Source organism: Thermogemmatispora carboxidivorans, from assembly GCF_000702505.1.
In the GTDB taxonomy this organism is placed as follows: Bacteria; Chloroflexota; Ktedonobacteria; order Ktedonobacterales; family Ktedonobacteraceae; genus Thermogemmatispora; species Thermogemmatispora carboxidivorans.
Genome location: NZ_JNIM01000001.1, coordinates 3,242,739 through 3,263,150 on the forward strand (window position 1 = coordinate 3,242,739; position 20,412 = coordinate 3,263,150).

A 20,412-nucleotide genomic window follows, 5' to 3' on the forward strand; every position below is an offset into this window, starting at 1 on the left:
GAGCGCCTGGCAGAGCCAGCCAGGATCGGTAAGAGAGGCGAGCAGGCCAGGCCGGAACGGACCAGCGGGCAAGAGCTAGAGTGTATGACCTGCTGAGGTCGCTGCTGGCGCTGGCATCCGTGGTCCGCCCTGGCCAGCAGCCGTGTTCAGATGCGACTGCACCTCGCGAATGGGAGAGAGTGGCCCGTTGACGGTGTAGTAGCGCGTCCCGGCCACGAGCAGCTCCTCGGCGGGGAAGCGCGTGATGACCTCGCAGCCCTCTTTGGTCACGACCAGTTGCTCCTCAATGCGGGCCGCCGTCCAGCCATCGCTGGCGGGCCAGAAGGTCTCGAGCGCGAAGACCATCCCCTCCTCGATGACCTCGGGGTGATCAAAGGAGACCAGACGGCTGAAAACTGGCTTCTCCCAGATCGTCAGGCCCACGCCGTGGCCGAACTGCAGGGCGAAAGCTGCCTCCTCATTGGGGAAACCGAATTCTTCGGCACGCGGCCAGAGCTTGACTACGTCGGCGGTCGTCACGCCCGGCCTAATGGCGTTGATGGCCACGTCGAGGATCTCGCGGCAACGCTTGTAGGCGTCGACCATCGCCGGCGAGGCGCTACCCACAGCAAAGGTGCGGTAGTAGCAGGTACGATAGCCATTGAAGCTGTGGAGGATATCAAAATAGGCGGGATCTCCCGGACGCAGCACGCGGTCGCTGAAGACATGGGGGTGAGGACTACAACGCTCGCCCGAAATGGCGTTGACGCCCTCGACGTGCTCTGAGCCGAGATCGTAGAGCACCTTGCTGACCAGGGCTACGCACTCATTCTCGCGCACCCCCGGGCGCATCCAGCGATACAGCTCTTCGTAGGCCGCATCGACCATCATGCAGGCGGTGCTCAAGAGCGTAATCTCGTCCTGGGTCTTGATCATACGCGCCGTCTGCATCAGGTTCTGCCCGTCGGCAATGGTGATGCCCTCTTTCTGCAGAGCAAAGAGGACCTGGGGCTCAATGACATCGACCCCCAATGGCTCATGGAGCAAACCACGCTGCTCCAGCTCGATGCGGATCTTGCGGGCGACATCCTCAGCACGGCCAGAGCCGGGAGCCATCGCCCCGCGCATCGTCGAAATGCCTGCCCGCGCGCGCTCACCCATCCAGGGCGCAGAGAGCTGATCATGGCGGGCCGCCGAGCCAAAGGTCCACAAGATCGGCTCGTCGTCCCGTGGCAGCAAGGTAAAGCGGAAGAGTTTGTCCATCGCCCAGGTGCCAATATGGGTCGACGTAATATAGCGAATGTTGCTCATATCGAAGCAGAGCAAGGCCCCTAGCTCAGACTCCTTGAGCACCTTCTGCACTCGCGCCAGCCGCTCGCGGCGCAGCCGCTCGTAGTCGACACGCACCTCCCAGTCAACAGCCATCGGTCCATAGGTCTTAATCGCCATAGTGGTCTCTCCTCCCTCAGAGTCGCAGCGCTGCAGCAGGGGCATGCTACCCGCCCCTCCTGGCGCCAGGCGCTTACCGATCACCATCGATCGCATTGACACGATGTGACGACAACAGTGATGATGAGACGATAGACAAGATCCCTGGTTGAGCGCTTCCCTGCCAGTGACGGCGTGCGGGCTTCGCTATGAGCGAGCAAGCGAGCGCTAGCCTCCTCTCATTCTCAGCGAAGGAGATGAGGGCCGCAGAGCCTCAAGCTCGCCCACAGAGGATCTTGGCCATCTCCACAACGGCGGCTGGCGTTGGCACGGTCAGATCCTCAAGCACGGGCGAGAACGGGACCGGCACATCGAGGGCCCCAAGCCGCTTGACCGGCGCATCGAGATAGTAAAAAGCCCCTTCGTTAATGACGGCAGCGATCTCGGCAGTTACGCCGTAGCTCTGATAGCCCTCGTCGACCACAATCACGCGGCTTGTCTTTCTGGCGGACTCGATCAGCGTCTGCTTGTCGAGCGGTGACGTCGTGCGCGGATCGATAACCTCGGCGCTGATCCCGAGCTGCTCCAGGTCTGCGGCAGCAGCCAGGGCCACCTGGACCATGCTGCTCGTGGCCACAATGGTCAGATCGCTGCCCCTGCGCTTGATATCGGCCACGCCAAAGGGAATGGTATACTCTCCTTCAGGCACCAGTCCCTTGAGCTGATACATCATCTTGTCTTCGAAGAAGAGGACCGGGTTATCGTCGCGAATGGCCGTCTTTAGGAGGCCCTTGGCGTCATAGGGGGTCGAGGGAAGCACCACCTTCAGCCCGGGGACGTGGCTAAACCAGGCGTGGAGACTCTGGCTATGCTGGGCCGCCGAGCGGCGCGTGGCCCCGAGGGTCGTGCGTACCACCAGGGGCACCTTGAGCTTGCCACCGGACATATAATGCACCTTGGCCGCCTGGTTGACGATCTGGTCCATTGCCAGCGTCAGGAAGTCGCCGAACATGATGTCGACGACGGGCCGCATGCCGGTCATGGCCAGACCCACGCCGATCCCTGTAAAGCCAGCCTCCGAGATGGGCGTGTCGATGACGCGCTCGGGTCCAAACTCCTCGACCAGGCCGCTGAGCACCTTGAAGGGGGTACCAGCTTCGGCGACATCTTCGCCCAAGAGGAGTACACGCGGGTCACGGCGCATCTCCTCGGCCAGCGCCTCGCGAATCGCTTGGCCCAGGGTAATTTCGCGCCCGCCTTCGGGAGCCTGCGGTGCACTGGCAGCACTGGAGACACTAGGCATAGACATGCTGGGTCACCTCTTGCGGATCGGGATAGGGAGCCTCCAGAGCAAAGCGCACTCCGGCCTCGATCAGGGCGCGCGCACGCCGCTCGATCTCGGTAAAGTGGCGCTCCTCGACCAGCCCTTGCTCACGCAGCCAGGAGCTGAGGAGCTTCAGCGGATCACGCTGCGCCTGCCACCACTCTTCCTCTTCGCGAGAACGGTAGTAGCCACGCTGGATGTCGCCAACATGATGACCGTAGAAACGGTAGGTATTGCAATGGAGATAAGCCGGACCTTCTCCGCGCCGCGCGCGCTCGACCAGGCGCACGGCAGCCGCGTAGACGGCGCGTACATCCTGCCCGTCAACTTCCTCGGTCTGGATGCCGAAAGCTCGGGGCCGGGCCAGCATATCACCAGCAGTCGTCTCGCGATTGGGCGTGTACTCGTTGTAGAGGTTGTTTTCACAGACGTAGATGACTGGTAGCTGCCAGAGCGCCGCCATGTTCATGGCCTCGTAGAGCAGCCCCTGCCCCAAGGCGCCATCGCCGAAGAAGCAGACTACAACCTGACCGCTGCCCCTCCGCTTGCAGGAGAGGGCAGCCCCAGTGGCAATGCCAGCGCTGCCGCCAACGATGGCATTGGCTCCCAGGTTGCCGCTTTCCTGATCGGCGATATGCATCGAGCCTCCCTTGCCTCGACAATAGCCGGGCTGCTTACCGAGCAGCTCGGCAAACATGCGGTCAACTGCGGCGCCTTTGGCAAGACAATGCCCATGACCACGGTGGGTGCTGGTGATGTAGTCGTCGCGGCGCAAGGCAGCACAGACCCCGACAGCTACCGCCTCTTCGCCGCTGTATAGATGGGCCAGGCCCGGCATTTTGGCGCTCATATACAGCTCGTTGACTTGCTCCTCGAAGAGGCGTATGGTGAGCATCTGCTCGTAGAGGCCCAGCCAAAATTGTCGTTCGCGCGTCCGCATGGCTTCGTCGGCAGTCAGCGGACGCTCCCCGGACGAGGTGATGTGCTCTGAGACCATCGTTGTGTTTCTCCCGCTCCTGACTGATGCGGTGCTCTCACTCAGTGCCCCGGCTGGTCTGCAGGCAGTCCGGCCAGCCATTGTAGCCTGATGAGAGGACAATAGGATGAGTATATCTCATCAACGCCAGCTTGCTGAGGAGCAATGGCTCACCGCCTGCCACTCCCTTCGGCAGCCTGCTAGAGCGCCTGAGGGCTGTCGGACCGCCAAGTGACTCGCTCACCGCCGGGCCTGCCTGAGAACAGGCAGGCGCGGATGCTGCTCCTAGCCGCGGTTGGCTGTCTCCAGGTCCTGACGGACCTGGTGCAGGTGCTCCTGCATGGCCAGACGGGCGGCTTCGGCATCGCGGCGGCTCAGCGCTTCCAGAATGCGCTTGTGATGGTATTGGGCTCGCTCCATTGCTCCGCTGATGCGCGAGATATGTTTACGCTGCTCGCTGAGCAGATCGACGATCGAGTCGACAAAGGTGAGGATCAGGCGATTACCCGAGGCCGTGGCGAGCGTACGATGGAAGTCGTTGTCGGCGGCAATGTAAGCCTCGACATCGTGGAGACTGGCGTCCATCTGCTCCACAACCGCGCGCAGGCGCGCAAGATGCTCTTCGCTGGCTCGCACCGCAGCCAGGGCCGCAATGCCCGGCTCAAGCAGCTCCCGTAGCTCGACCAGATTGGCGTAGCCATCCTCGCGCCCAACACGCACCATCAGCTCTAAGGTCTGCTGCATGGCGCGCGAGGTGGCATTGATGACAATAGTGCCACGTCCCGGTCGCATGTCGACCAGCCCTCGCTGAGCCAGCGTCTTCATGGCCTCCCGGACCGCCGTCCGGCTCGCCCCAAATTGTTCGCTTAATTCACGCTCGCTCGGCAGACGATCGCCGCTGCGCAGTTCGCCTCGCAGAATACGCTCTTCGATCTGTTCCGCAATCTGTTCGAACAGCTTGCTGGATTGAATAGGTGAGTACAATCCTTTCTCCGCTGCAGCCAGGATCTTTCTCCGGTCAGAGACCAGATGGTATGTTTATCATACCATTGATTATAGTATAATCAGACCGCCAGCCTTTGGCAAGACTCTGGCTCGCCTGTTTGCTGCGCGCTCAGCCTCTACAGGTGAAGCCTCTCGCCTCCAGTAGCGCTGGCGAGAGAGATTGGAGTAGAACAAACTAGAAACAGGGCACGGCGTGCTCGCTGAACTCTACTGCAGAGGAGGGTATGTAAACAGCGATGGCAACTCTGGGTTTCGTTGGTCTTGGAGCAATGGGTGGGCGCATTGCCTACCGTTTGCTGCAAGGCGGGCACACGCTCACCGGCTACAATCGTACCCGCGAGAAGGCGCGCTGGCTGCTGGAGGCCGGCATGCGCTGGGGAGAGAGTCCGGCAGCGGTGGCCCAGGCCGCCGACATTATTTTCAGCATGGTGGCTGATACAGCAGCTCTGCAGGCCATTACCGAGGGGCCACAGGGCCTGTTGGACGGCCTGGGTCCAGGCAAAATCTACATTGATATGAGCACGGTCAGCCCTGCGGTCAGTCGCGCCCTGGCGGCCCGCGTCGCTGAGCGTGGCGCCCACATGCTCGATGCCCCCGTCTCGGGGAGCACAGTGACGGTCGAGCAGGGCCGGCTCGCGATTATGGTCGGCGGCGAGAGAGCGGTTTTCGAGCAGGTGCGGTCTGTGCTGCTCGACATTGGCCCGAAGGTCAACTATGTCGGTTCCAACGGGCAGGCCGTGCTGATGAAAATCGCCATCAATCTCAGTCTGCCGGTACAATTCCTGGCCTTCAGCGAGGGGCTGCTGCTGGCCGAGAAGGGTGGCATCCCGCGCGAGACGGCTTTCCGCGTCTGGATGGAGAGTGTTGTGGCTTCGCCCGCTATGCAGTATCGCGGCCCATTTGTGCTTGAGCGCCCGGCGGAGGCACTCTTCTCTGTCAACATGATGCAGAAGGACCTGCTGCTCGCCCAGGAGTTGGGTCGCGCGGTCGATGTGCCGCTGCCATCGGTCGCTCTGACCAATGAGCTGCTCACAGCGGCACGAGCCTTGGGACTGGGCCAGGAGGATTTTGCGGTGCTCTTCGACGTGCTGGCCCAGATGGCCGGTGTCTCTGGCTCTTCCAGTCCCAGTGGAGACCTGCCACAGTCGTCGTCGGGCGAGCAGGACAACACCGAGGCGGGGAGATCAGAATAAAGCGAAGCTGGCCGGGCGAGGCCGCGCTTGGGTGGAGCCGCAGCGTAGAGTAAACTTAGCTCGTTCATACGCCCACCCGGGCGAGGCTAAGAAGAGGAGCGCCGAGGGCTGGGTTGAGGCTGAGGCCGGCTGTCTGTATACTCGCCGGCAGCCTTCCCTCGCAGGAGTCTGAGCTATCGGGCCACCCAGCCCAGAAGCAAGGAAGCAAGGAGGAATGCAGGTGACGCAGACACTGCTGCTGCAGCTGGCGGTCATTGTGGCCGCTGTCCAGCTCTGTGGCCTGGCTGGGCAGCGGCTGGGACTACCACGGGTTCTTGGGGAGCTTGTCGCCGGGCTATTGCTTGGGCCAAGCCTGCTCGGACGACTGGCTCCGGCCCTGGAGCATTGGCTCTTTCCAAGCAGTAGCTTGCCGGTCTTGCAGACGCTTGGAGATTTGGGTCTGCTGCTCTATTTGTTTGCCCTGGGAACTCAGCTTGACGTCGAACTGGCCTGGCGCCAGAGTGGAAGGGCGCTGGTGGTATCGCTGGTCAGCACGCTACTGCCCTTTGGTGGCGGGGTGGTCCTGGCGCTGCTGCTGTGGCCCGACCTGGCGGGATCACAAGCCACGCTGCCGACCTTTGGATTGCTGCTCGGCACAGCACTGGCCGTTACGGCATTCCCAGTGCTGGCCCGCCTGCTGAGCGAGCGCGGCCTCCAGCGTACTTCTCTGGGTATGGCTGCCTTGCTCTGCGCGGCCATCGACGATGTCCTGGCCTGGTGCCTGCTAGCACTGACCCTGACCTTGAGACACGCCGACGGCTCGCCTTGGACGGTAGCGCTGACCGTGGGGTTGACGGTACTCTTGACCCTGGTCGCCTTTTTTCTGCTCCGTCCGGCCCTGGCCTGGCTTGAAGAGCGTAGAGTGAGGCCCGCCTTGCTGACAGCGCTCAGCCTGGTGCTGCTCTTGCTCTGCGCCTCCTTTACAGGTGCCATCGGAATTCACCCCCTGTTTGGGGCCTTTGTGCTGGGCCTCTGCCTGCCGCGCAGGCCGGCTTTTCTGAGGATGCCGCCAGCGCTGCAGGAGATCAACAGCCTGCTCTTGCTGCCCCTCTATTTTGTCTACAGCGGCCTGCATACGCAGCTGGACCTGCTCAGTGAGGGCCGGCTCTGGCTGCTGGCCGCACTGTTGCTGGCAGTAGCCTGCGCTGGCAAGCTCGTGGGGGGAACGCTCAGCGCGCTCTGGGTGGGATTGACTCCATCGTGGCGCGCGGCACTGGCTCTGGGCGTGCTCCTGAATGCCCGTGGCCTGGTTGAGCTGATCATTCTCAACGTTGGCCTCGAGGCCGGCCTGCTCTCACCTCAGCTTTTCACTATGGGCGTGCTGATGGCGCTGGCAACCACGTTGATGGCCTGCTGGCTGCTGCCACTCACCGGACAGAGTCGACAGCTTCAGACAGCCCTGGTCAAGGAGCAGACCGCCCCCGCTGCCTGGGCCAGCCAGTCTCGAACCGCGTCGCCGCTCGAAGGGGATGGGCCTGGCTGCTGACTAGCTGGGGCCCGGCCAGCCGTGTCGCGGTCCGCGCGCGCTGGCTGCTCACGGATCACTTGCTCAGTGGCATCGCCTGGCTCTTCTTAAGCCAGGGAAGCGGCTGGCTTTCGCTCTCTAGCGAGTCTCCAAACGCTGACGGGCGATCTCCTCGCCGGAGGAGATGCCAGCTGTCTCGCCCACCAGCAAGGTATCGACCCACTTCACACTGGTGTAACACTTGCCGCCAGGGACAAGCAGCCGCCACGGGGCCCCATGCTCGCGCGCTAAGGGGGCACCATTCAGACGATCACAGAGCAGGGCCTGCCCGGCCTCTTCGAGAGTCAGCCAGACTGAGTAGCTACCGGCACAGACGGCCACGGCGCGCGCCGCGGGCAAGGGCTGGGCCAGATCGAGCAGGCTGCGCAGATGCCAGCCCTCCCAGGTCAGGGCTGGCACGGTCCAGCCCTCTTCACACGAGAAAGGGGCTTGCCAGGTCTGGCGAGGGAGGTGGGCCAGATCCGCTGCTTCTAGTTCCAGGGTATGAGCAACGCAGCCACAGATGCGCAATCGCCTCTTGATCCCCTCAGCCACGTCCCCCAGCGGATAAGACGGCAGGACGGGGAGTTGCCACGGTTCTTCTTTTTTTTGCTGCATCGTTGTGCTCCTGAACAGTGGAGAGCTGCACCCTTACGAGTTATAGCACGCGGCGCGATAGCAGGCAAGGCTATCCTCGCTTCCGATCGGAAGGAGGCTGGGAGAGCTAGCAACCAGGCGTTATTTTTCAATGAAGCAACATAATGATACTATTTGAAATCTCTTGACAATGTATGCGACCAGTTGTACACTCTTAGATAGAGAAGTATCAATTTCAAGTGCGTCGGGACGAGTCGATTTTTCAGTGCAAAATAATGGTGCACCATTACGGGCGGCACGGTCCCCAAGCCTGGTTACGCCGCTGGCAGCGTCGCTATTGGCGGCCTCCGCCGCCGACGCCAGCCAGGGAGGAGAGACAGGCCCTACCAGCAGTCAAGTCACAGCAACTGGCGAACGTGCGTGTCTGGCAACTTACAGAAAGGATCATCGTCATCATGGTCGGCAACGATCTTTATCCCGAGCCTGATAATGTGACGCTCTTCTCGGCCTTTGGGCAGCACCCACTTTCAACCAGCGAGAGCCATGAAATCCCCTCAGCGCTGAGAAGCCAGCTCAACATCAAGCTCTCCACTCTTACTGACGAGATTCAAGAGATGGCCGGGTCAGGTGATCTCATCACCATTCATCAAGAAAGGCTCAACAGGATACTGCGTCGATTTATTAAAAACCAACTCAACACGCTCAACCTGCCCATCCCTACTAGAAAAGCTGTCGACGAGATCGTTGAGTCTGGCCTGGCCTACTCATCTAAAGAGCTGGAGCAGGCACTCACAGAGAAGGCCCTCAACTACCGCATACTGGCCACTGAGGCCGATCAACAACTGGCCGCCAAGGCCCGAGCGGATCGCCAGCGCTATGGGCCTCTCTCAGCTTCTATGAGGCACGCCCTGGCCGTTCTGGCCGCGCTCGAAGTGCGAGGCCTGCGCGATACTTCTGAGATCAGCGAAGAGCAGCTCAAGCAATTGGATGCAGACGCAAGCTGGTACGAGGAGGTCTTTCACAAGGGGAAGGAGATCATCGAGTGGCCACCGGAGGAATCTTTTCGTGGCCAGCACAACAACGACATGGGGGACTGAGATCGCTGGCAGGATCAGCCGTCAGCTTGGGCGCCTTTCTGGTGCTCTGCCCGGTTTCGAGGGAAGCAGACAGCAGCGCCTCTTGATAGCGCTGCTGATCCTGGTGCTCCTGATTTTGCTCATCCTGATTGCGCTTGCCTGCTACCTGATTCTGCGCTAGGCGCCGCGCGCCGGGCAGGAGCTGGGCCACGCTGGCGACTGTGGAAGGACTGGCCCAGTCCCCCCAGTGCCTCAGCCAGCGTGCTCGCTACCCGGCAAGGCACAGCTTCCATCGGTGCAAACCTCGTCCTGGTTCTGATCCTGCTCGCTCCCTGAGCCGGCAGCGGCCATCACCTGTGGCGTTGCCTCGCGAGCGGTCTCGCGCCAGGCCCGTTCCAGTACCTGACGCAGTAGCGAGACTGGCTGCGCTCCCGAGACCGCATAGCGTCCCGCGAAGAGGAAGAAGGGCACACCTTGCACGCCCAGCGCATGAGCGCGCCGCTCATCATCACGCACCGCTTCAGCATAGGCGGCTCCCTGCAGCACCAGCGCTATTTCATCCTCTGGCAGGCCCACCTCGCCAGCCAGGCGCCGGAGCGTCTCCGGCTCACTTAAGGCCGCCCCCTCGCTGAAGTAGGCGCGAAAGAGGCGCCCGGCCAGCTCCTGAGTTCGCCCATGCGCGGCGGCCAGATGGAGTAAGCGGTGAGCATCAAAGGTATTGCCATAGCGCGCCTGCTCCAGACGGAAGGTCAGGCCCTCCTGGGCAGCCAGGGCACTGACGCGGGCATTCATGGCCTCGGCCTCAGCCAGGGAGACACCATACTTACGCGCCAGCATCGCACTGACGCTCTCACGTGCCTCATGCGGCGCCTGCGGATCAAGCTGAAAGCTACGCCAGACCAGCCTGACGCGCTCGCGCTGGGGAAAGTCCGCCAGTGCCTTCTCCAGACGGCTCTTGCCGATATAGCACCAGGGACAAACAAGGTCCGACCAGATCTCAATCTCCATGAGTCTCTCCTCGTCCAGATCAGAGAGGGCCGGCTGCCCTCTCAGCGCCGCTTGACTTGAGCACAGCTCAGCACGGGCGCCGAGAGCCAGCCGACTTCAGGCCGACAGGCTCAGGCATCCTGCGAGGCTGTCTGCGGCCTGCGACTAATGACAATACCAATTGCAACCACGATGAGTGCAGCCAGCGCCAGCCCGATAAAGAGAGCTGTCTCCCGCTGGCCAATGCCCAGCAGGGCATCGAGCGCATAGTCGCCCGGCCCTGTGAGACCGATCACGATGCTCACCAGCATCAGCAGTAGACTATATTCATAGCCACCGCGCTGCATCCAGAAGCCGTTACGCCAGTGGCTTTTGAAGGTCGCCATTGCCATTGCACCAAGCATGCCAGCCGCGCCAACGACGGTGAGGAAGCCCAGCGCCACCGCCAGACCGCCACCCACTTCTCCTAGAACAGCGAGCGTCACCCAGAGCCAGGCCGGCTGCAGGCCCTGACGCGCGAAGTTCTCGCGCGTGCGCGCCAGTCCCGATCCGCCAAACCAGCCAAAAAGCTTCTGCAGTCCATGCCCGGTCAGCGTTAAACCAGCCCCCAGACGCAGGATGAGCAGCCCAAGGCTCAGAGTTGTCGACACAAGAAGACCTCTCCTTTCCATCAAGGTGTGTCGCGGCTGCCCAGGAAGAGGTCTCACCTCCCTCCGCAGGCAGCGATTTTTCTTTCCTTTCTTTATGAAAGTAACAGTATCATAGAAAGTTACTATTGTCAAGGATGTTGCTTTCCTGTTCCCAGACATGATATACTAGGGGTCATGAAGAGAGCTGAGGGAGAACAGCCGGCGGCGAAGCCGGAAGCCTGTAACGCCACAACGCCAATGGGGCGCGCTATTCGCCTGGTCGGTGATGTCTGCATCTTGCTGATCGTCATCAATCTGCTGCCCGGGCCACGGCGCTTCAGCGAGCTGCTAGAGCTGCTGGATCATATCAGCTCGCGCACGTTGACTCAGCGCCTCCGCCTGTTAGAGGAGGTGGGCTTTGTCGAGCGGCGTGCCTTTCTGGAGATCCCACCACGTGTTGAGTATCATCTGACGGCCAGAGGTCAGGAGTTCGGCCAGATAATTGCCGCCATCGAGGAGTTCGCCCATAAGAATCTGACTGATCCTTTGCCGCCAGCTTCCTGCGGTACACTCTGCTCTCCCCAACCGTCTGACTCAGCTCTCTCCGGTCTCGTCGGTAGGCCCAACCCCGCTACTCTCCGCGGCGAGAGCGATAGACTCGCTGAGACGAAGGAAGAAGCCCAGAACTGAACCGACAGGCCCTTCCTGCTTCGCCTATCCGTCGCTCTTCTGTTCCTCCGGGAGCCAAGACTGCTTCGACCAGTGCTCAGCCGACGGTCACTCCCTCGCCGCTGACTCAGCTCGCCTGCTCCTTGCTCGTGAGCCTGCCCCTGGCCACAGGCGGCAATACCCTCTGTACGCTGGGGGTCAGCCAGAGCTGGCCTTTGACAGGACAGAGCGATTCCCATGTCTTGCTTTGCACCACGTTTCACGGGCTGTGGTCACTGGGTTATCTACTGCTGTGGGGCTATGCCTGCTGGCGGACCAAAGCCGGGGAGGGTCCAGATCAGCCTCGCATTCCGCTAAAGCAGGCCGGGCAGCTGTTGGTACTGGTCAGCTCAGGAAGCACGCTCTTCCTCTACACGCTCTTTCAAGCGGCAGCCCTCACTCCCTGGGCTTCTTCACGGTATCTGGTTGGTTTGCTGATGAGCCTGCCCAGCCTGTTGGCACCGCTCTGGCAAGGTGCCAGCCGTCCAGGTCGCCCGGCTCTGGCTCTGTCATCGATACACTCAGCAGCCTGGGGGCAGATCGTGAGGGGCCTAGCGACCCGTCTCACCCTGGCGCTGCCTCTGCTAGCCTGGTTGATAGGTATAGTCACTTTGCTCTGGCAGGCCCCAGGAGTAGCCACTATCAATAAACAGCAGCAGGCATTGATCGATCATCTGCTGGCCCAGGGCACGACCTACCTCTACAGCGATTACTGGGACTGTAATCGCATTGTCTTTCAGAGCAATGAACACCTCATCTGCGCGATGCTTGATAGTGGGTTGCAGCGAGGTCTCAATCGCTATCAGCCCTACTGGGTTCAGGGCTCTCGGGCCAGCCAGCCAGCCAGCCTATGTCTTCCCCGTCAACTCGCCCCAGGACCTCCGGCTGCAGGCTTTGCTGAAGAGCGGCTCCCCTACCTACCGCAGCTATCGGCGGGAACTCCTCCGCGGCTACGCTATCTATACGGCCAGCAGCTAGCAGCCGGTGCAACGCGCTTGCTGCTCTGCCCGCACCGAAGAAATAGATGGTCGGGCGACGGTGTTTCATAGGTTGGGAGTGGAAGAGAGAGCTGCCCAACGGGGAGCCAGCACGAGGAGTAAGTAAGCGCGGGCGGCTGGCCGCCGGGGGCAAGGCGCCGGCTGAAGAGCATTTAACCCGCGGACTTCTCGTGCGTATCTCTTGAGTGGAGGAGAGAAAAAAGCCGGCAGGCAGATGACTTACGTGAGCCAGAGAGAGGAGGGGATGGCAGCGGAACGCCGGGCGCCAGCGATAGCCCCGAGCGAGTCTGGAGCTGCCTGACTGCCTCCTGATCTGCCTGCCGGTCCTCTAGCTGGTCGGTGGGAGCACACAGGAGAGCGCCAGAGCGAACGGCTGGCGCGCGTGCTCTAGAGAGCGGGGGAGAACGAAAAGGAAGGCAAGAGAAGCTTACACAGCGAGGAAGGTGAACCGTATGCATCATCATCACCATCATGGTTGGGGCTGGGGTGGCCCCGTCTTCTTCCCCTTCGGCTTTGGCTTTGGCGGAGGGCTGTTCGGCGACTTGCTAGCGGGCGGCCTGGGCTATATGCTCGGTCGCTGGCAGGGACGTAACCAGTCGTATCAGGGCTACCCGCCATACTATCAGCAGGGCTATTATGGCTATCCGCCCTATCAGGCACCGGCCCAGAATCCTGGTACCTCAACGGATGCCCGTCTGGCTCAGCTGCAGCTGCTGGAGCGGCTGCGGGCCTCGGGCGCTCTGACAGAGGCCGAGTTTGAGGCCGAGAAGCAGCGCATTCTGAGCGGCTACTGATACGGCTGATGCCGCCTCGATAGAAAGCGGCCTGCTTTGTGACAAGGGCCAGCAAGGAAGGGAAGAAAGAAAGACAACGGTCAGCGAGCTCGCTGGCCCATTCCTCTTCTTCCCTGCGATGAGAGAAAGTAGCTGGGCTCCGTGCGAAGCGTCCGCCTGTCTGATCACGGACAGGCTGGCGGCTCGTACGGAGCGCTTTTATTTGGGTGCAGCAGCTTTGCTGCATCACTGGCAGGGTCCCAGGGCACCCCATCTGGCAACTCCTGCAGGATGCCTGCCCTGAGACCGCGCCGAATACCTGTCGGCTTGTTAGGTCTCCTATCTCTTGCCTGGCAGCCTCATCATTGTGGGAAGCTTTCCCGCCCTCTTGTTGGTTACCTGCTGGACCTGACGATACACGACGACCCGGCCATGACTGGCGGGAAGCTTGCCTATGAGCTGCACCGCCACACCGGAGGCCATCGGTTCGGGAGTCGCTCCAGCCGGCACCTGGTAAGCGACCAGCTCTACGCTGTGGAGCAGCTGAAGCAGCTCTGTCGAGATCTCTGGTCCGCGCCGAGCGGCGTTTTTGGTGGCCTGCGTACGATCCAGCTCGACGAGCAATGGCAGGCCGGGCCAGGAGAGCAAGCCGACGACGTAGCGCTTGGTCTGGCACGAGTCGGCAGAGGAGTTAACGCAGGCCCTGCAGCCCTTTGAGGAGGCCGTGGTCTTCGTAGAAACGGCGAGCGGCAAAGGGTACAAATCTCTGGGCTGGAGGCGCACCCTGAGCCACGTCGATGCCCAAACGGCGGCTCAAGGTCGGTCTCGCTCATCTTCAAGCTTCCAGGCCCGGCCTGCGGCCCGCCCGCACCAGCAGGCACGAGAACACGCGCAGCATCAATAGTTCTGTGCTATAATGTCCCACAAAACGCCTGTCCCTCTGGGATACTGCAGACAGCCAACAGCTACTGCTCTTTGCAAGGATATGTACATGTATCTAGATCAATCCTTACGAGAGTATCTCAATGACCTCTCTTCCTCACAACCAACACCCGGGGGCGGCTCCGCTGCGGCGCTGAGTGGAGCGATGGGTGCGGCCCTTGCCAGCATGGTCACTCGACTCACCATTGGCAAGAGTGGTTACGCCGACGTACAGGATGAGATCGAAGAGATTCTACAGAAGACAGAGGAATTGCGCGAGCGATTCCAGCAACTCATACAAGAGGATAGCGACGCCTACGAGCGACTGGCCATGAGTTTTCGGCTTCCCAAGGGAAACGCCGAAGAGAGCGAGGCTCGCAGCCGCGTCATTCAGGTACGCCTCCATGAGGCGGCCCTGGTACCCCTGGAGGTCGCCGAGCGGGCGGCGGAGCTGATGCGCTTCTGCGTGCGCCTGGCTCAGATCGGCAACAAGAATGTGCGCAGCGACATCGCTGCCGGGGCTGCTCTGGTGGTGAGCGCGGCCCAGGGCGCGGCCTGGATGGTGCGCGTCAATCTGCGCTCGCTCAGAAACCAGCAGTTGGTCGAGCAGCTGCAAGGGCGCCTGGAGACGGCCCTGCAGCAAGTGGAGACAGGCCATGCCGACGTGGTTCGCCTGGTAGGAGGAGCCTTGTGAGCGCAACGATTCTCGACGGGCGCGCCCTCAGCAGCGAGATTCGGGGAGAGCTGCGGGACGAGGTCGCTCGCTTCCGTGAGCAGCAAGGATACGCGCCCGGTCTGGTGATTGTGCGCGTGGGCGGCGACGCTGCCTCGGGAGTTTATACCAAGGCTATCCTGCGCATCGCCGGAGAGATCGGCGTGCAGGCCTATTTAGAGGAGTTACCAGCCCTGACGAGTGCTGACGAGCTGCGCGCCCTGCTGCTCCAGCTCAATGAGGACCAGCGTACCCACGGCATTATCGTGCAGATGCCTTTGCCCGCCCATCTCTCGCAGAAGATGGTCGCCGATACAGTGGCACCAGCGAAAGATATCGATGGCATCAGTCCAGGTAGCGCCGGCAATCTCTTCCTGGGCCTCCCTAGCTTCCTGCCATCGACCGCCGCCGCCGTCATAGAGATTCTCGATCGCTATCGGATACCGCTAGCAGGCAAGCGCGTGGTGATACTGGGACGCAGCAATGTGGTTGGGAAGCCACTGGCCTTGATGCTACTCCAGCGCAACGCTACGGTCAGCGTCTGCCATTCGCGCACGCGCGATCTGACCACGCTGACACGCCAGGCCGATGTGCTGATCGCCGCTGTCGGACGCCCCCGCCTGGTGACCGCCGAGATGGTGCGCCCGGGAGCGGTGGTCATCGATGTCGGGATCAATGCCCTGCCAGAAGGGGGGATCGTGGGCGATGTGGACTTTGAGGCGGTGCGCGAGGTGGCTGCCGCCATCACGCCAACGCCGGGCGGCGTTGGCCCGTTGACGAATGTGATGCTGCTCAAGCAGTGCGTCCGCGCTGCCTGGCTGGCCAACGCCAGCGGGCTGGCGGAAGAGGCGCCAGATCTCTCTGTACCTCAGTCTTAGGAGAAAGATCCAACGAGGTGGGGGGAGGGAGGGGCATTCGCACCCAGGAGGGCAAATAAGCGGTGCGATGCCCCCCCACGCAACGTGCTATGGTTCACCAGCAGCAATCATCTGGGAGCTGATGACCTCAAAAGCCTGCACCCAGGCATCTTGCATGGCCGGCGTGAAACGCGGCCCAAGAAAGTCGACAAAGGTGGCAATCAGGGCTTGCCCAACCAGGGGATAGTGCTCCGGTTGCACGCCATAGCGATAATGACGCTCACCCAGCTTGTGTAGCACCGGCCCAAGGTTCTCCCCACGCTCAACACCAGCAACCACGGCGGCGAGTGTAGCCATGAGGGCACCTTCCTGACGCCGCATGTCGGTATTGGCAAAGAGCGGGCGCGTTTGCGGATAGGTCGCGAAAAGACGTTCGTAGAACTGGCGCGCGAAAGCTTCTTTCTGGGGGGCAATTAACCCAAAGCTTTCTTTGAGCAAGGGCGCATTCATGGCGCGTCGCCTCTCTTCCTTTCTTGTCTCTCTCGCTATCCGTTCTTCCTTCACCTCTCGCACGGCAACAGGATCAGACAGCCCCAGATCGCTGGCGCCCTTGCTCGCCGATCTCATTCGCTGCCCTGCCCTGCATCAGCCGCCTGGCTGGACGCTATTGTTAATTATGCCCAGTTCTTTTCTCTGGTTATACAGTATCATTTTCTATTTCCCCCGTAAATGAGTAGAATAGCTAATTATGACTTCAAATATTTGTGCATTGTGCACAGTTTCCTGTGGCCTCGCCTGGATCAGAGCAGCTCGCTCCTCTCCATTAGCACCAACCGCGCATGGTAACTATATAGACTGATGTCTATATGAAGATGTCCCGCCTGGAAGGCGGGACATCTTGCTTTCGCGCTGTCACTCAGCTATACTACTACTGACAAAAGGAGGTTGGGGCGCGTCCCCCGCGCCGGGTGAAGCAGCGTCTTCCTCCCCTATCCCCTGTGCTTGTTGTCCTGCTCCTTTCTTCTCCTCAGTAGCAGGCCCAGGCCAGCGACTCCCCCACCAAGCAGGAGATTCCCCTCATGGTTCGTACTCTTCCCAATCCCCTGAGCGCCGCTCTCAACAGCCTTACGCGCCGCCCGGTCTTGACTCTCAACGTGGCCGATCATGTCCTCCACTACGCTCCTTACCAGACGCCGGGGACCCCTGAGAGCTGGCATGACGCCTGTCTCGCCAGCGATGGCAGCATCGTGCGCGTCCGTCTGGCGCGCTCCAGCTCCTTTCTTACGGGGACTTTCCAGGTTCAACGCATCAGCGATCCTGCTCAGGCCAGCCAGTGGGCTACCAGTGCCTGGGTGACGCTCCCGGGCGCCGCTGGCGTGATGAATCAGGATGGCAGTTGCGCTGTTGCCAACTGTGGGGGTCTGCTGCGGGCTTTTGCTCAGCGTGGCAGTGGCGGCAACCAGCTCTGGGTCTGGACTTCCACCAACAATGGCCTGAGCTGGAGCGGCCCGACAACTGTGCTTTCCCCGCCGAGCAACGCCTTGATCAAAGGTATTGCCTGCGCTGGCACCAACGATGTCTTTTTTCTTTACGATGTCGCTGGTGGCGAAGCTATCGGCTGCTCCTTTTTCAACGGCAGTGGCTGGTCCAATCTGCAGAGCTGGTCGCTGCCGCCGTTGGGAGCCGGTGGCGGACTGGCCAGCGCCTGCTCTGGCTCCCTCTACACGCTGATTTACTCGGATAATTACTCGCTGAGCACCTGCACCTTTAACGCCGCTAATGGGCAGTGGAGTTCTGGCGTAGCGATCGCGCCGGCTACAACTACCGCCATTATGCGCCTGGCTCCGCGTCTCTCCTTCGCGGATGGCCTCTACACGCTAAGCTGCGTTGAAGCCGACAGCGGGAATCTGACCGGTTCTGTTTATAGCTACCCACGGCTGCGCCAGTCGCTGGACCTGGTTCACTGGTCAAATGGGACTATTCTGCATATGCTGTCCTGTAGCTACGGGGCCGTCGTGTTGCCCGTCGCCAGTCCCGCCAGTGGAAACGCAGGTCCGCGCTCCTACGTCCTGACGATGCCAACGATCGCCAGCGCCCCCCTCTTCCAGAGCACTAACCCACAGCAGGCTCTCGACCTCTCTCCTGCTGTGCTGGCCTATCGGCGCCTGGAGCGCCCAGGCCGTCCCGCCCGCTTAGAGGTACTGCTGGACAACAGCGATGGCAGCTATAATAGCCTGGTCAGCAGGGCCGGTAGCTACCGTCCGCTCGGCCTGGGGGCCACGCTGACTCTGAGTGAGGGCTACTACGCCGGTACGCCGCCTTCTCCGACACAGATCAAGACTGGCAGCTATGTCCTGAGTCAGCTCCATTTTCTGCGCTCTCCCCAGGAGCATCGCCTCTTGCTCGTCGCCAACGATCGCACGCGCCAGCTTGATCTGCTCGCCCGCTACCAGAACAGCTACAATGGCCAGACGCTGGCCTTTCTGATTAGCGAGGTCTGCGCCCGCGCTGGTCTCTTTGCCATCGCTCTTCCCGCTACCGACCAGCTGAGCCAGACTATTCCCTCTTTTGTCATCCAGGCAGGCCAGCCTTACCGCGCGGCCCTCGACGAGCTGTGCAATACGTACGGTCTGGTCTACTTCCTTGATCAGGATGAGGTTCTGCGCTTCCGTGAGCTGAGCAGCAGCGAGGCCCCTGTCTGGTCCTACCAGCCAGAGATTGAGCTGCTCAGTATCGGCAGCAGCGACGAGCGCGCCAATCATATCATCGTCAGTGGCAAGCCACCGGCCAGTGGTTCGCCTCAAGCCTTGACGACCGCTGAGGCCTACGACGATCTCCATGTGCAGCAGGTGGGCTGCGAGCGCCTGCGCTATCACATTGACCACAAGCTGACCACGACCAGCCAATGCGCTCAGAAGGCGGCCTTCTTGCTGGCTCAGGAGCAACGCGCCGCCAGCCGCCACCGCATCACTGTGCCGCTGAATCCAGCGCTACAGCTTTTCGATGCCGTGACACTGACCGATAGCCTGGCGCCTACGGGTAGCGGCCAGAGCCTGACCTGTCGTATCAGCGGCCTGACGGTCCGCTATGTCGCTCAGGAGGGCCTGGCGGAGATGCAACTTGACCTGGAAGGTCTTTAGCGTTTCAATCCCAGAGCGGGCTTCTCTCCCATTCTGACGAACAGCGAGGAAGAGGAGTCAGGGAGTTGTGTCATGAGTTTCAATCCCAGAGCGGGCTTCTCTCCCATTCTGACTTTTGTGGTTGGAAGATAACTCGAAATTATTTTCGAGAATATGTTTCAATCCCAGAGCGGGCTTCTCTCCCATTCTGACTTTTGTGGTTGGAAGATAACTCGAAATTATTTTCGAGAATATGTTTCAATCCCAGAGCGGGCTTCTCTCCCATTCTGACTTGGCGTTCTTCGATTACACGCGGAATTGCTGGATGGTTTCAATCCCAGAGCGGGCTTCTCTCGCATTCTGACAGTACCCTCCCTAGGGTAGCATCGCAGGCGGTCTCAGTCAAGCCTTTTCGAGCATCCCAAAAAAAACGGTCATCAGTGACCGCTTTTATGCGGTCATGATGCCAACCACTATGGCCTTGGTGCAGCCCGGGGAGCCATTCGAGCATCGCTGCATGAAAACCCGGGCACTGAGATCCTCGAAGCGAACAGCATGAGCGGCAAAAGAGGTATTTACCCAAGAGGGTCCTGCTGCCCCGGAGAGAGCGCCGGCGTGGGAGACGGCAATAAAGCTGCGGTACCACTCCAGGCCAACCATCAATTTATTGATACATATCCCCAAAAAGACTATTTGCTTTATAGCCGGACCGCGATATAGAATGTCAGCGGAGCGGCCCGCCAAAGCACTGAAGAGGAGACGCAGCGTTTCCAGCAAATGGGCGCCGCTCAATCGTGGTAAGATGCATCTCTCTCTGTGCAGAGCACAGCTTGCCTTACTAGCCGAGACCAGAAGAAAGGAAGGAGTGAGTTCCCTGTGGCTCAACCGCGTCGTATTCTGATGGTAGTGACTGGTCACGATCGCATTGACGCCGAGCACCAGACGGGGATCTGGTTTGAGGAATTCGCAGTTCCCTATCAGGCTTTTAAAGAGCAAGGCTGGCAGATCACAGTCGCCAGCCCGCGCGGTGGCAGCGTGCCCGTTGACCCGCGTAGCGAACCCAAGGAAGAAGAGGCCCAGAAGTACGCCGAGGCCCGGGCCCAGCTAGAGAACACGCGGCCTCTTACCGGCCTGAACGCCGCCGATTACGACGCCATCTTCCTGCCTGGCGGGCATGGCGTGATGTTCGATCTGGCCGAAGATACGACTCTGCACCGCCTGCTTGGCGACTTCGAGCGCCAGGGCAAGGTCATCGCCGCTGTCTGCCACGGTCCAGCGGGCCTGGTTGGCGCGCGGCGGGATGATGGTCAGCCGCTGGTGGCGGGTAAGACCATCACGGCCTTCACCGACGAGGAGGAGCGCGCCACCGGGCTGGATAAGTTTATGCCCTTCCTGCTGGAGACGCGCCTGCGCGAGTTGGGAGCCAATTTCGTGACCCGCCCCAATTGGTCCGACCACGTCGAGCGCGATGGGCGGCTGATCACGGGCCAGAACCCGCAGTCGAGCGCCAGCATCGCGCGCGCTGTGATCGAGGCCCTGAGCTAGGCTGGAGGCTCCAGGGGGCGCCCAGCTCTTCCCTTGAGCGGG

19 protein-coding genes are annotated in these 20,412 nt (G+C 61.2%); 11 read left to right on the forward strand and 8 right to left on the reverse strand.

The window, feature by feature from the left end; all coding sequences use genetic code 11:
* Positions 1 to 75: 75 nt before the first annotated feature.
* The 4 genes from N688_RS12680 to N688_RS12695 form a co-directional block, all read right to left on the reverse strand.
* The gene (locus N688_RS12680) at positions 76 to 1,428 is read right to left on the reverse strand and encodes a M24 family metallopeptidase (RefSeq protein ID WP_052891488.1); all 1,353 of its coding nucleotides are present in this window, start codon (positions 1,426 to 1,428) and stop codon (positions 76 to 78) included.
* 253 nt (positions 1,429 to 1,681) lie between these two features.
* The gene (locus N688_RS12685; RefSeq protein ID WP_272945040.1) at positions 1,682 to 2,716 is read right to left on the reverse strand and encodes an alpha-ketoacid dehydrogenase subunit beta; all 1,035 of its coding nucleotides are present in this window, start codon (positions 2,714 to 2,716) and stop codon (positions 1,682 to 1,684) included.
* A complete protein-coding gene (locus N688_RS12690) occupies positions 2,703 to 3,728 on the reverse strand; it encodes a thiamine pyrophosphate-dependent dehydrogenase E1 component subunit alpha (protein ID WP_202901914.1) in 1,026 nt (341 codons plus the stop codon). Before N688_RS12690 ends, N688_RS12685 begins: the two co-directional genes overlap by 14 nt.
* A gap of 264 nt (positions 3,729 to 3,992) precedes the next feature.
* The gene (locus tag N688_RS12695; protein WP_052889620.1) at positions 3,993 to 4,691 is read right to left on the reverse strand and encodes a FadR/GntR family transcriptional regulator; all 699 of its coding nucleotides are present in this window, start codon (positions 4,689 to 4,691) and stop codon (positions 3,993 to 3,995) included.
* A gap of 257 nt (positions 4,692 to 4,948) precedes the next feature.
* On the opposite strand from N688_RS12695, the gene N688_RS12700 reads away from it, so the two are divergent.
* A complete protein-coding gene (locus N688_RS12700) occupies positions 4,949 to 5,905 on the forward strand; it encodes an NAD(P)-dependent oxidoreductase (protein WP_052889621.1) in 957 nt (318 codons plus the stop codon).
* Positions 5,906 to 6,125: 220 nt separating this feature from the next.
* Positions 6,126 to 7,430 carry a cation:proton antiporter domain-containing protein gene (locus N688_RS12705; protein WP_162179555.1) on the forward strand — a complete coding sequence of 435 codons (1,305 nt, stop codon included), beginning with the start codon at positions 6,126 to 6,128 and terminating at the stop codon, positions 7,428 to 7,430.
* A 117-nt stretch (positions 7,431 to 7,547) separates the two neighbouring features.
* On the opposite strand, the gene N688_RS12710 is transcribed toward N688_RS12705, so the two are convergent.
* Entirely contained in the window at positions 7,548 to 8,066 is a 519-nt protein-coding gene (locus N688_RS12710; RefSeq protein WP_052889623.1) for a molybdopterin-dependent oxidoreductase, read from the reverse strand.
* 218 nt (positions 8,067 to 8,284) lie between these two features.
* Here N688_RS12710 and N688_RS12715 point away from each other — a divergent pair, with 218 nt between their 5' ends.
* Complete coding sequence (locus tag N688_RS12715; RefSeq protein ID WP_156025407.1) at positions 8,285 to 9,142, forward strand: hypothetical protein; 858 nt, start codon at positions 8,285 to 8,287, stop codon at positions 9,140 to 9,142.
* On the forward strand, positions 9,111 to 9,302 hold the full coding sequence (locus tag N688_RS12720) for a hypothetical protein (protein ID WP_052889625.1): 192 nt from the start codon (positions 9,111 to 9,113) through the stop codon (positions 9,300 to 9,302). Before N688_RS12715 ends, N688_RS12720 begins: the two co-directional genes overlap by 32 nt.
* A 71-nt stretch (positions 9,303 to 9,373) precedes the next feature.
* Here the strand turns inward: N688_RS12720 and N688_RS12725 are convergent, their stop codons facing one another.
* On the reverse strand, positions 9,374 to 10,129 hold the full coding sequence (locus N688_RS12725) for a DsbA family oxidoreductase (RefSeq protein WP_081838807.1): 756 nt from the start codon (positions 10,127 to 10,129) through the stop codon (positions 9,374 to 9,376).
* Between the two features lie 110 nt (positions 10,130 to 10,239).
* Positions 10,240 to 10,758: a DoxX family protein gene (locus N688_RS12730; RefSeq protein ID WP_202901915.1), complete on the reverse strand. Its 519-nt coding sequence runs from the start codon at positions 10,756 to 10,758 to the stop codon at positions 10,240 to 10,242.
* Positions 10,759 to 10,932: 174 nt separating this feature from the next.
* Here N688_RS12730 and N688_RS12735 point away from each other — a divergent pair, with 174 nt between their 5' ends.
* From N688_RS12735 to N688_RS12765, 5 genes are all read left to right on the forward strand, one after another.
* Positions 10,933 to 11,427: a winged helix-turn-helix transcriptional regulator gene (locus N688_RS12735; RefSeq protein WP_081838809.1), complete on the forward strand. Its 495-nt coding sequence runs from the start codon at positions 10,933 to 10,935 to the stop codon at positions 11,425 to 11,427.
* 353 nt (positions 11,428 to 11,780) lie between these two features.
* Positions 11,781 to 12,494 carry a hypothetical protein gene (locus N688_RS12740; RefSeq protein ID WP_156025408.1) on the forward strand — a complete coding sequence of 238 codons (714 nt, stop codon included), beginning with the start codon at positions 11,781 to 11,783 and terminating at the stop codon, positions 12,492 to 12,494.
* A 401-nt stretch (positions 12,495 to 12,895) separates the two neighbouring features.
* Entirely contained in the window at positions 12,896 to 13,237 is a 342-nt protein-coding gene (locus N688_RS12745) for an SHOCT domain-containing protein (RefSeq protein WP_052889628.1), read from the forward strand.
* Between the two features lie 970 nt (positions 13,238 to 14,207).
* The gene (locus N688_RS12760; RefSeq protein ID WP_052889631.1) at positions 14,208 to 14,831 is read left to right on the forward strand and encodes a cyclodeaminase/cyclohydrolase family protein; all 624 of its coding nucleotides are present in this window, start codon (positions 14,208 to 14,210) and stop codon (positions 14,829 to 14,831) included.
* Positions 14,828 to 15,727, forward strand: a complete 900-nt coding sequence (locus N688_RS12765; RefSeq protein ID WP_052889632.1) for a bifunctional 5,10-methylenetetrahydrofolate dehydrogenase/5,10-methenyltetrahydrofolate cyclohydrolase — start codon at positions 14,828 to 14,830, stop codon at positions 15,725 to 15,727. Before N688_RS12760 ends, N688_RS12765 begins: the two co-directional genes overlap by 4 nt.
* 87 nt (positions 15,728 to 15,814) lie before the next feature.
* On the opposite strand, the gene N688_RS12770 is transcribed toward N688_RS12765, so the two are convergent.
* On the reverse strand, positions 15,815 to 16,216 hold the full coding sequence (locus N688_RS12770) for a globin family protein (protein ID WP_052889633.1): 402 nt from the start codon (positions 16,214 to 16,216) through the stop codon (positions 15,815 to 15,817).
* Positions 16,217 to 16,785: 569 nt separating this feature from the next.
* Here N688_RS12770 and N688_RS12775 point away from each other — a divergent pair.
* Both N688_RS12775 and N688_RS12785 read left to right on the forward strand, forming a co-directional pair.
* A complete protein-coding gene (locus tag N688_RS12775) occupies positions 16,786 to 18,846 on the forward strand; it encodes a hypothetical protein (RefSeq protein ID WP_052889634.1) in 2,061 nt (686 codons plus the stop codon).
* A gap of 855 nt (positions 18,847 to 19,701) precedes the next feature.
* Positions 19,702 to 20,370, forward strand: a complete 669-nt coding sequence (locus N688_RS12785) for a type 1 glutamine amidotransferase domain-containing protein (protein WP_202901916.1) — start codon at positions 19,702 to 19,704, stop codon at positions 20,368 to 20,370.
* Positions 20,371 to 20,412: the final 42 nt, after the last annotated feature.

Bases quoted from the DNA above. Each gene is read 5' to 3' on its own strand.
- N688_RS12690 (WP_202901914.1), bottom strand. From the start codon at position 3,728: ATGGTCTCAGAGCACATCACCTCGTCCGGGGAGCGTCCGCTGACTGCC.
- N688_RS12710 (WP_052889623.1), bottom strand. From the start codon at position 8,066: ATGCAGCAAAAAAAAGAAGAACCGTGGCAACTCCCCGTCCTGCCGTCT.
- N688_RS12745 (WP_052889628.1), top strand. From the start codon at position 12,896: ATGCATCATCATCACCATCATGGTTGGGGCTGGGGTGGCCCCGTCTTC.
- N688_RS12725 (WP_081838807.1), bottom strand. From the start codon at position 10,129: ATGGAGATTGAGATCTGGTCGGACCTTGTTTGTCCCTGGTGCTATATC.
- N688_RS12700 (WP_052889621.1), top strand. From the start codon at position 4,949: ATGGCAACTCTGGGTTTCGTTGGTCTTGGAGCAATGGGTGGGCGCATT.
- N688_RS12770 (WP_052889633.1), bottom strand. From the start codon at position 16,216: ATGAATGCGCCCTTGCTCAAAGAAAGCTTTGGGTTAATTGCCCCCCAG.
- N688_RS12735 (WP_081838809.1), top strand. From the start codon at position 10,933: ATGAAGAGAGCTGAGGGAGAACAGCCGGCGGCGAAGCCGGAAGCCTGT.
- N688_RS12760 (WP_052889631.1), top strand. From the start codon at position 14,208: ATGTATCTAGATCAATCCTTACGAGAGTATCTCAATGACCTCTCTTCC.
- N688_RS12685 (WP_272945040.1), bottom strand. From the start codon at position 2,716: ATGTCTATGCCTAGTGTCTCCAGTGCTGCCAGTGCACCGCAGGCTCCC.
- N688_RS12775 (WP_052889634.1), top strand. From the start codon at position 16,786: ATGGTTCGTACTCTTCCCAATCCCCTGAGCGCCGCTCTCAACAGCCTT.
- N688_RS12680 (WP_052891488.1), bottom strand. From the start codon at position 1,428: ATGGCGATTAAGACCTATGGACCGATGGCTGTTGACTGGGAGGTGCGT.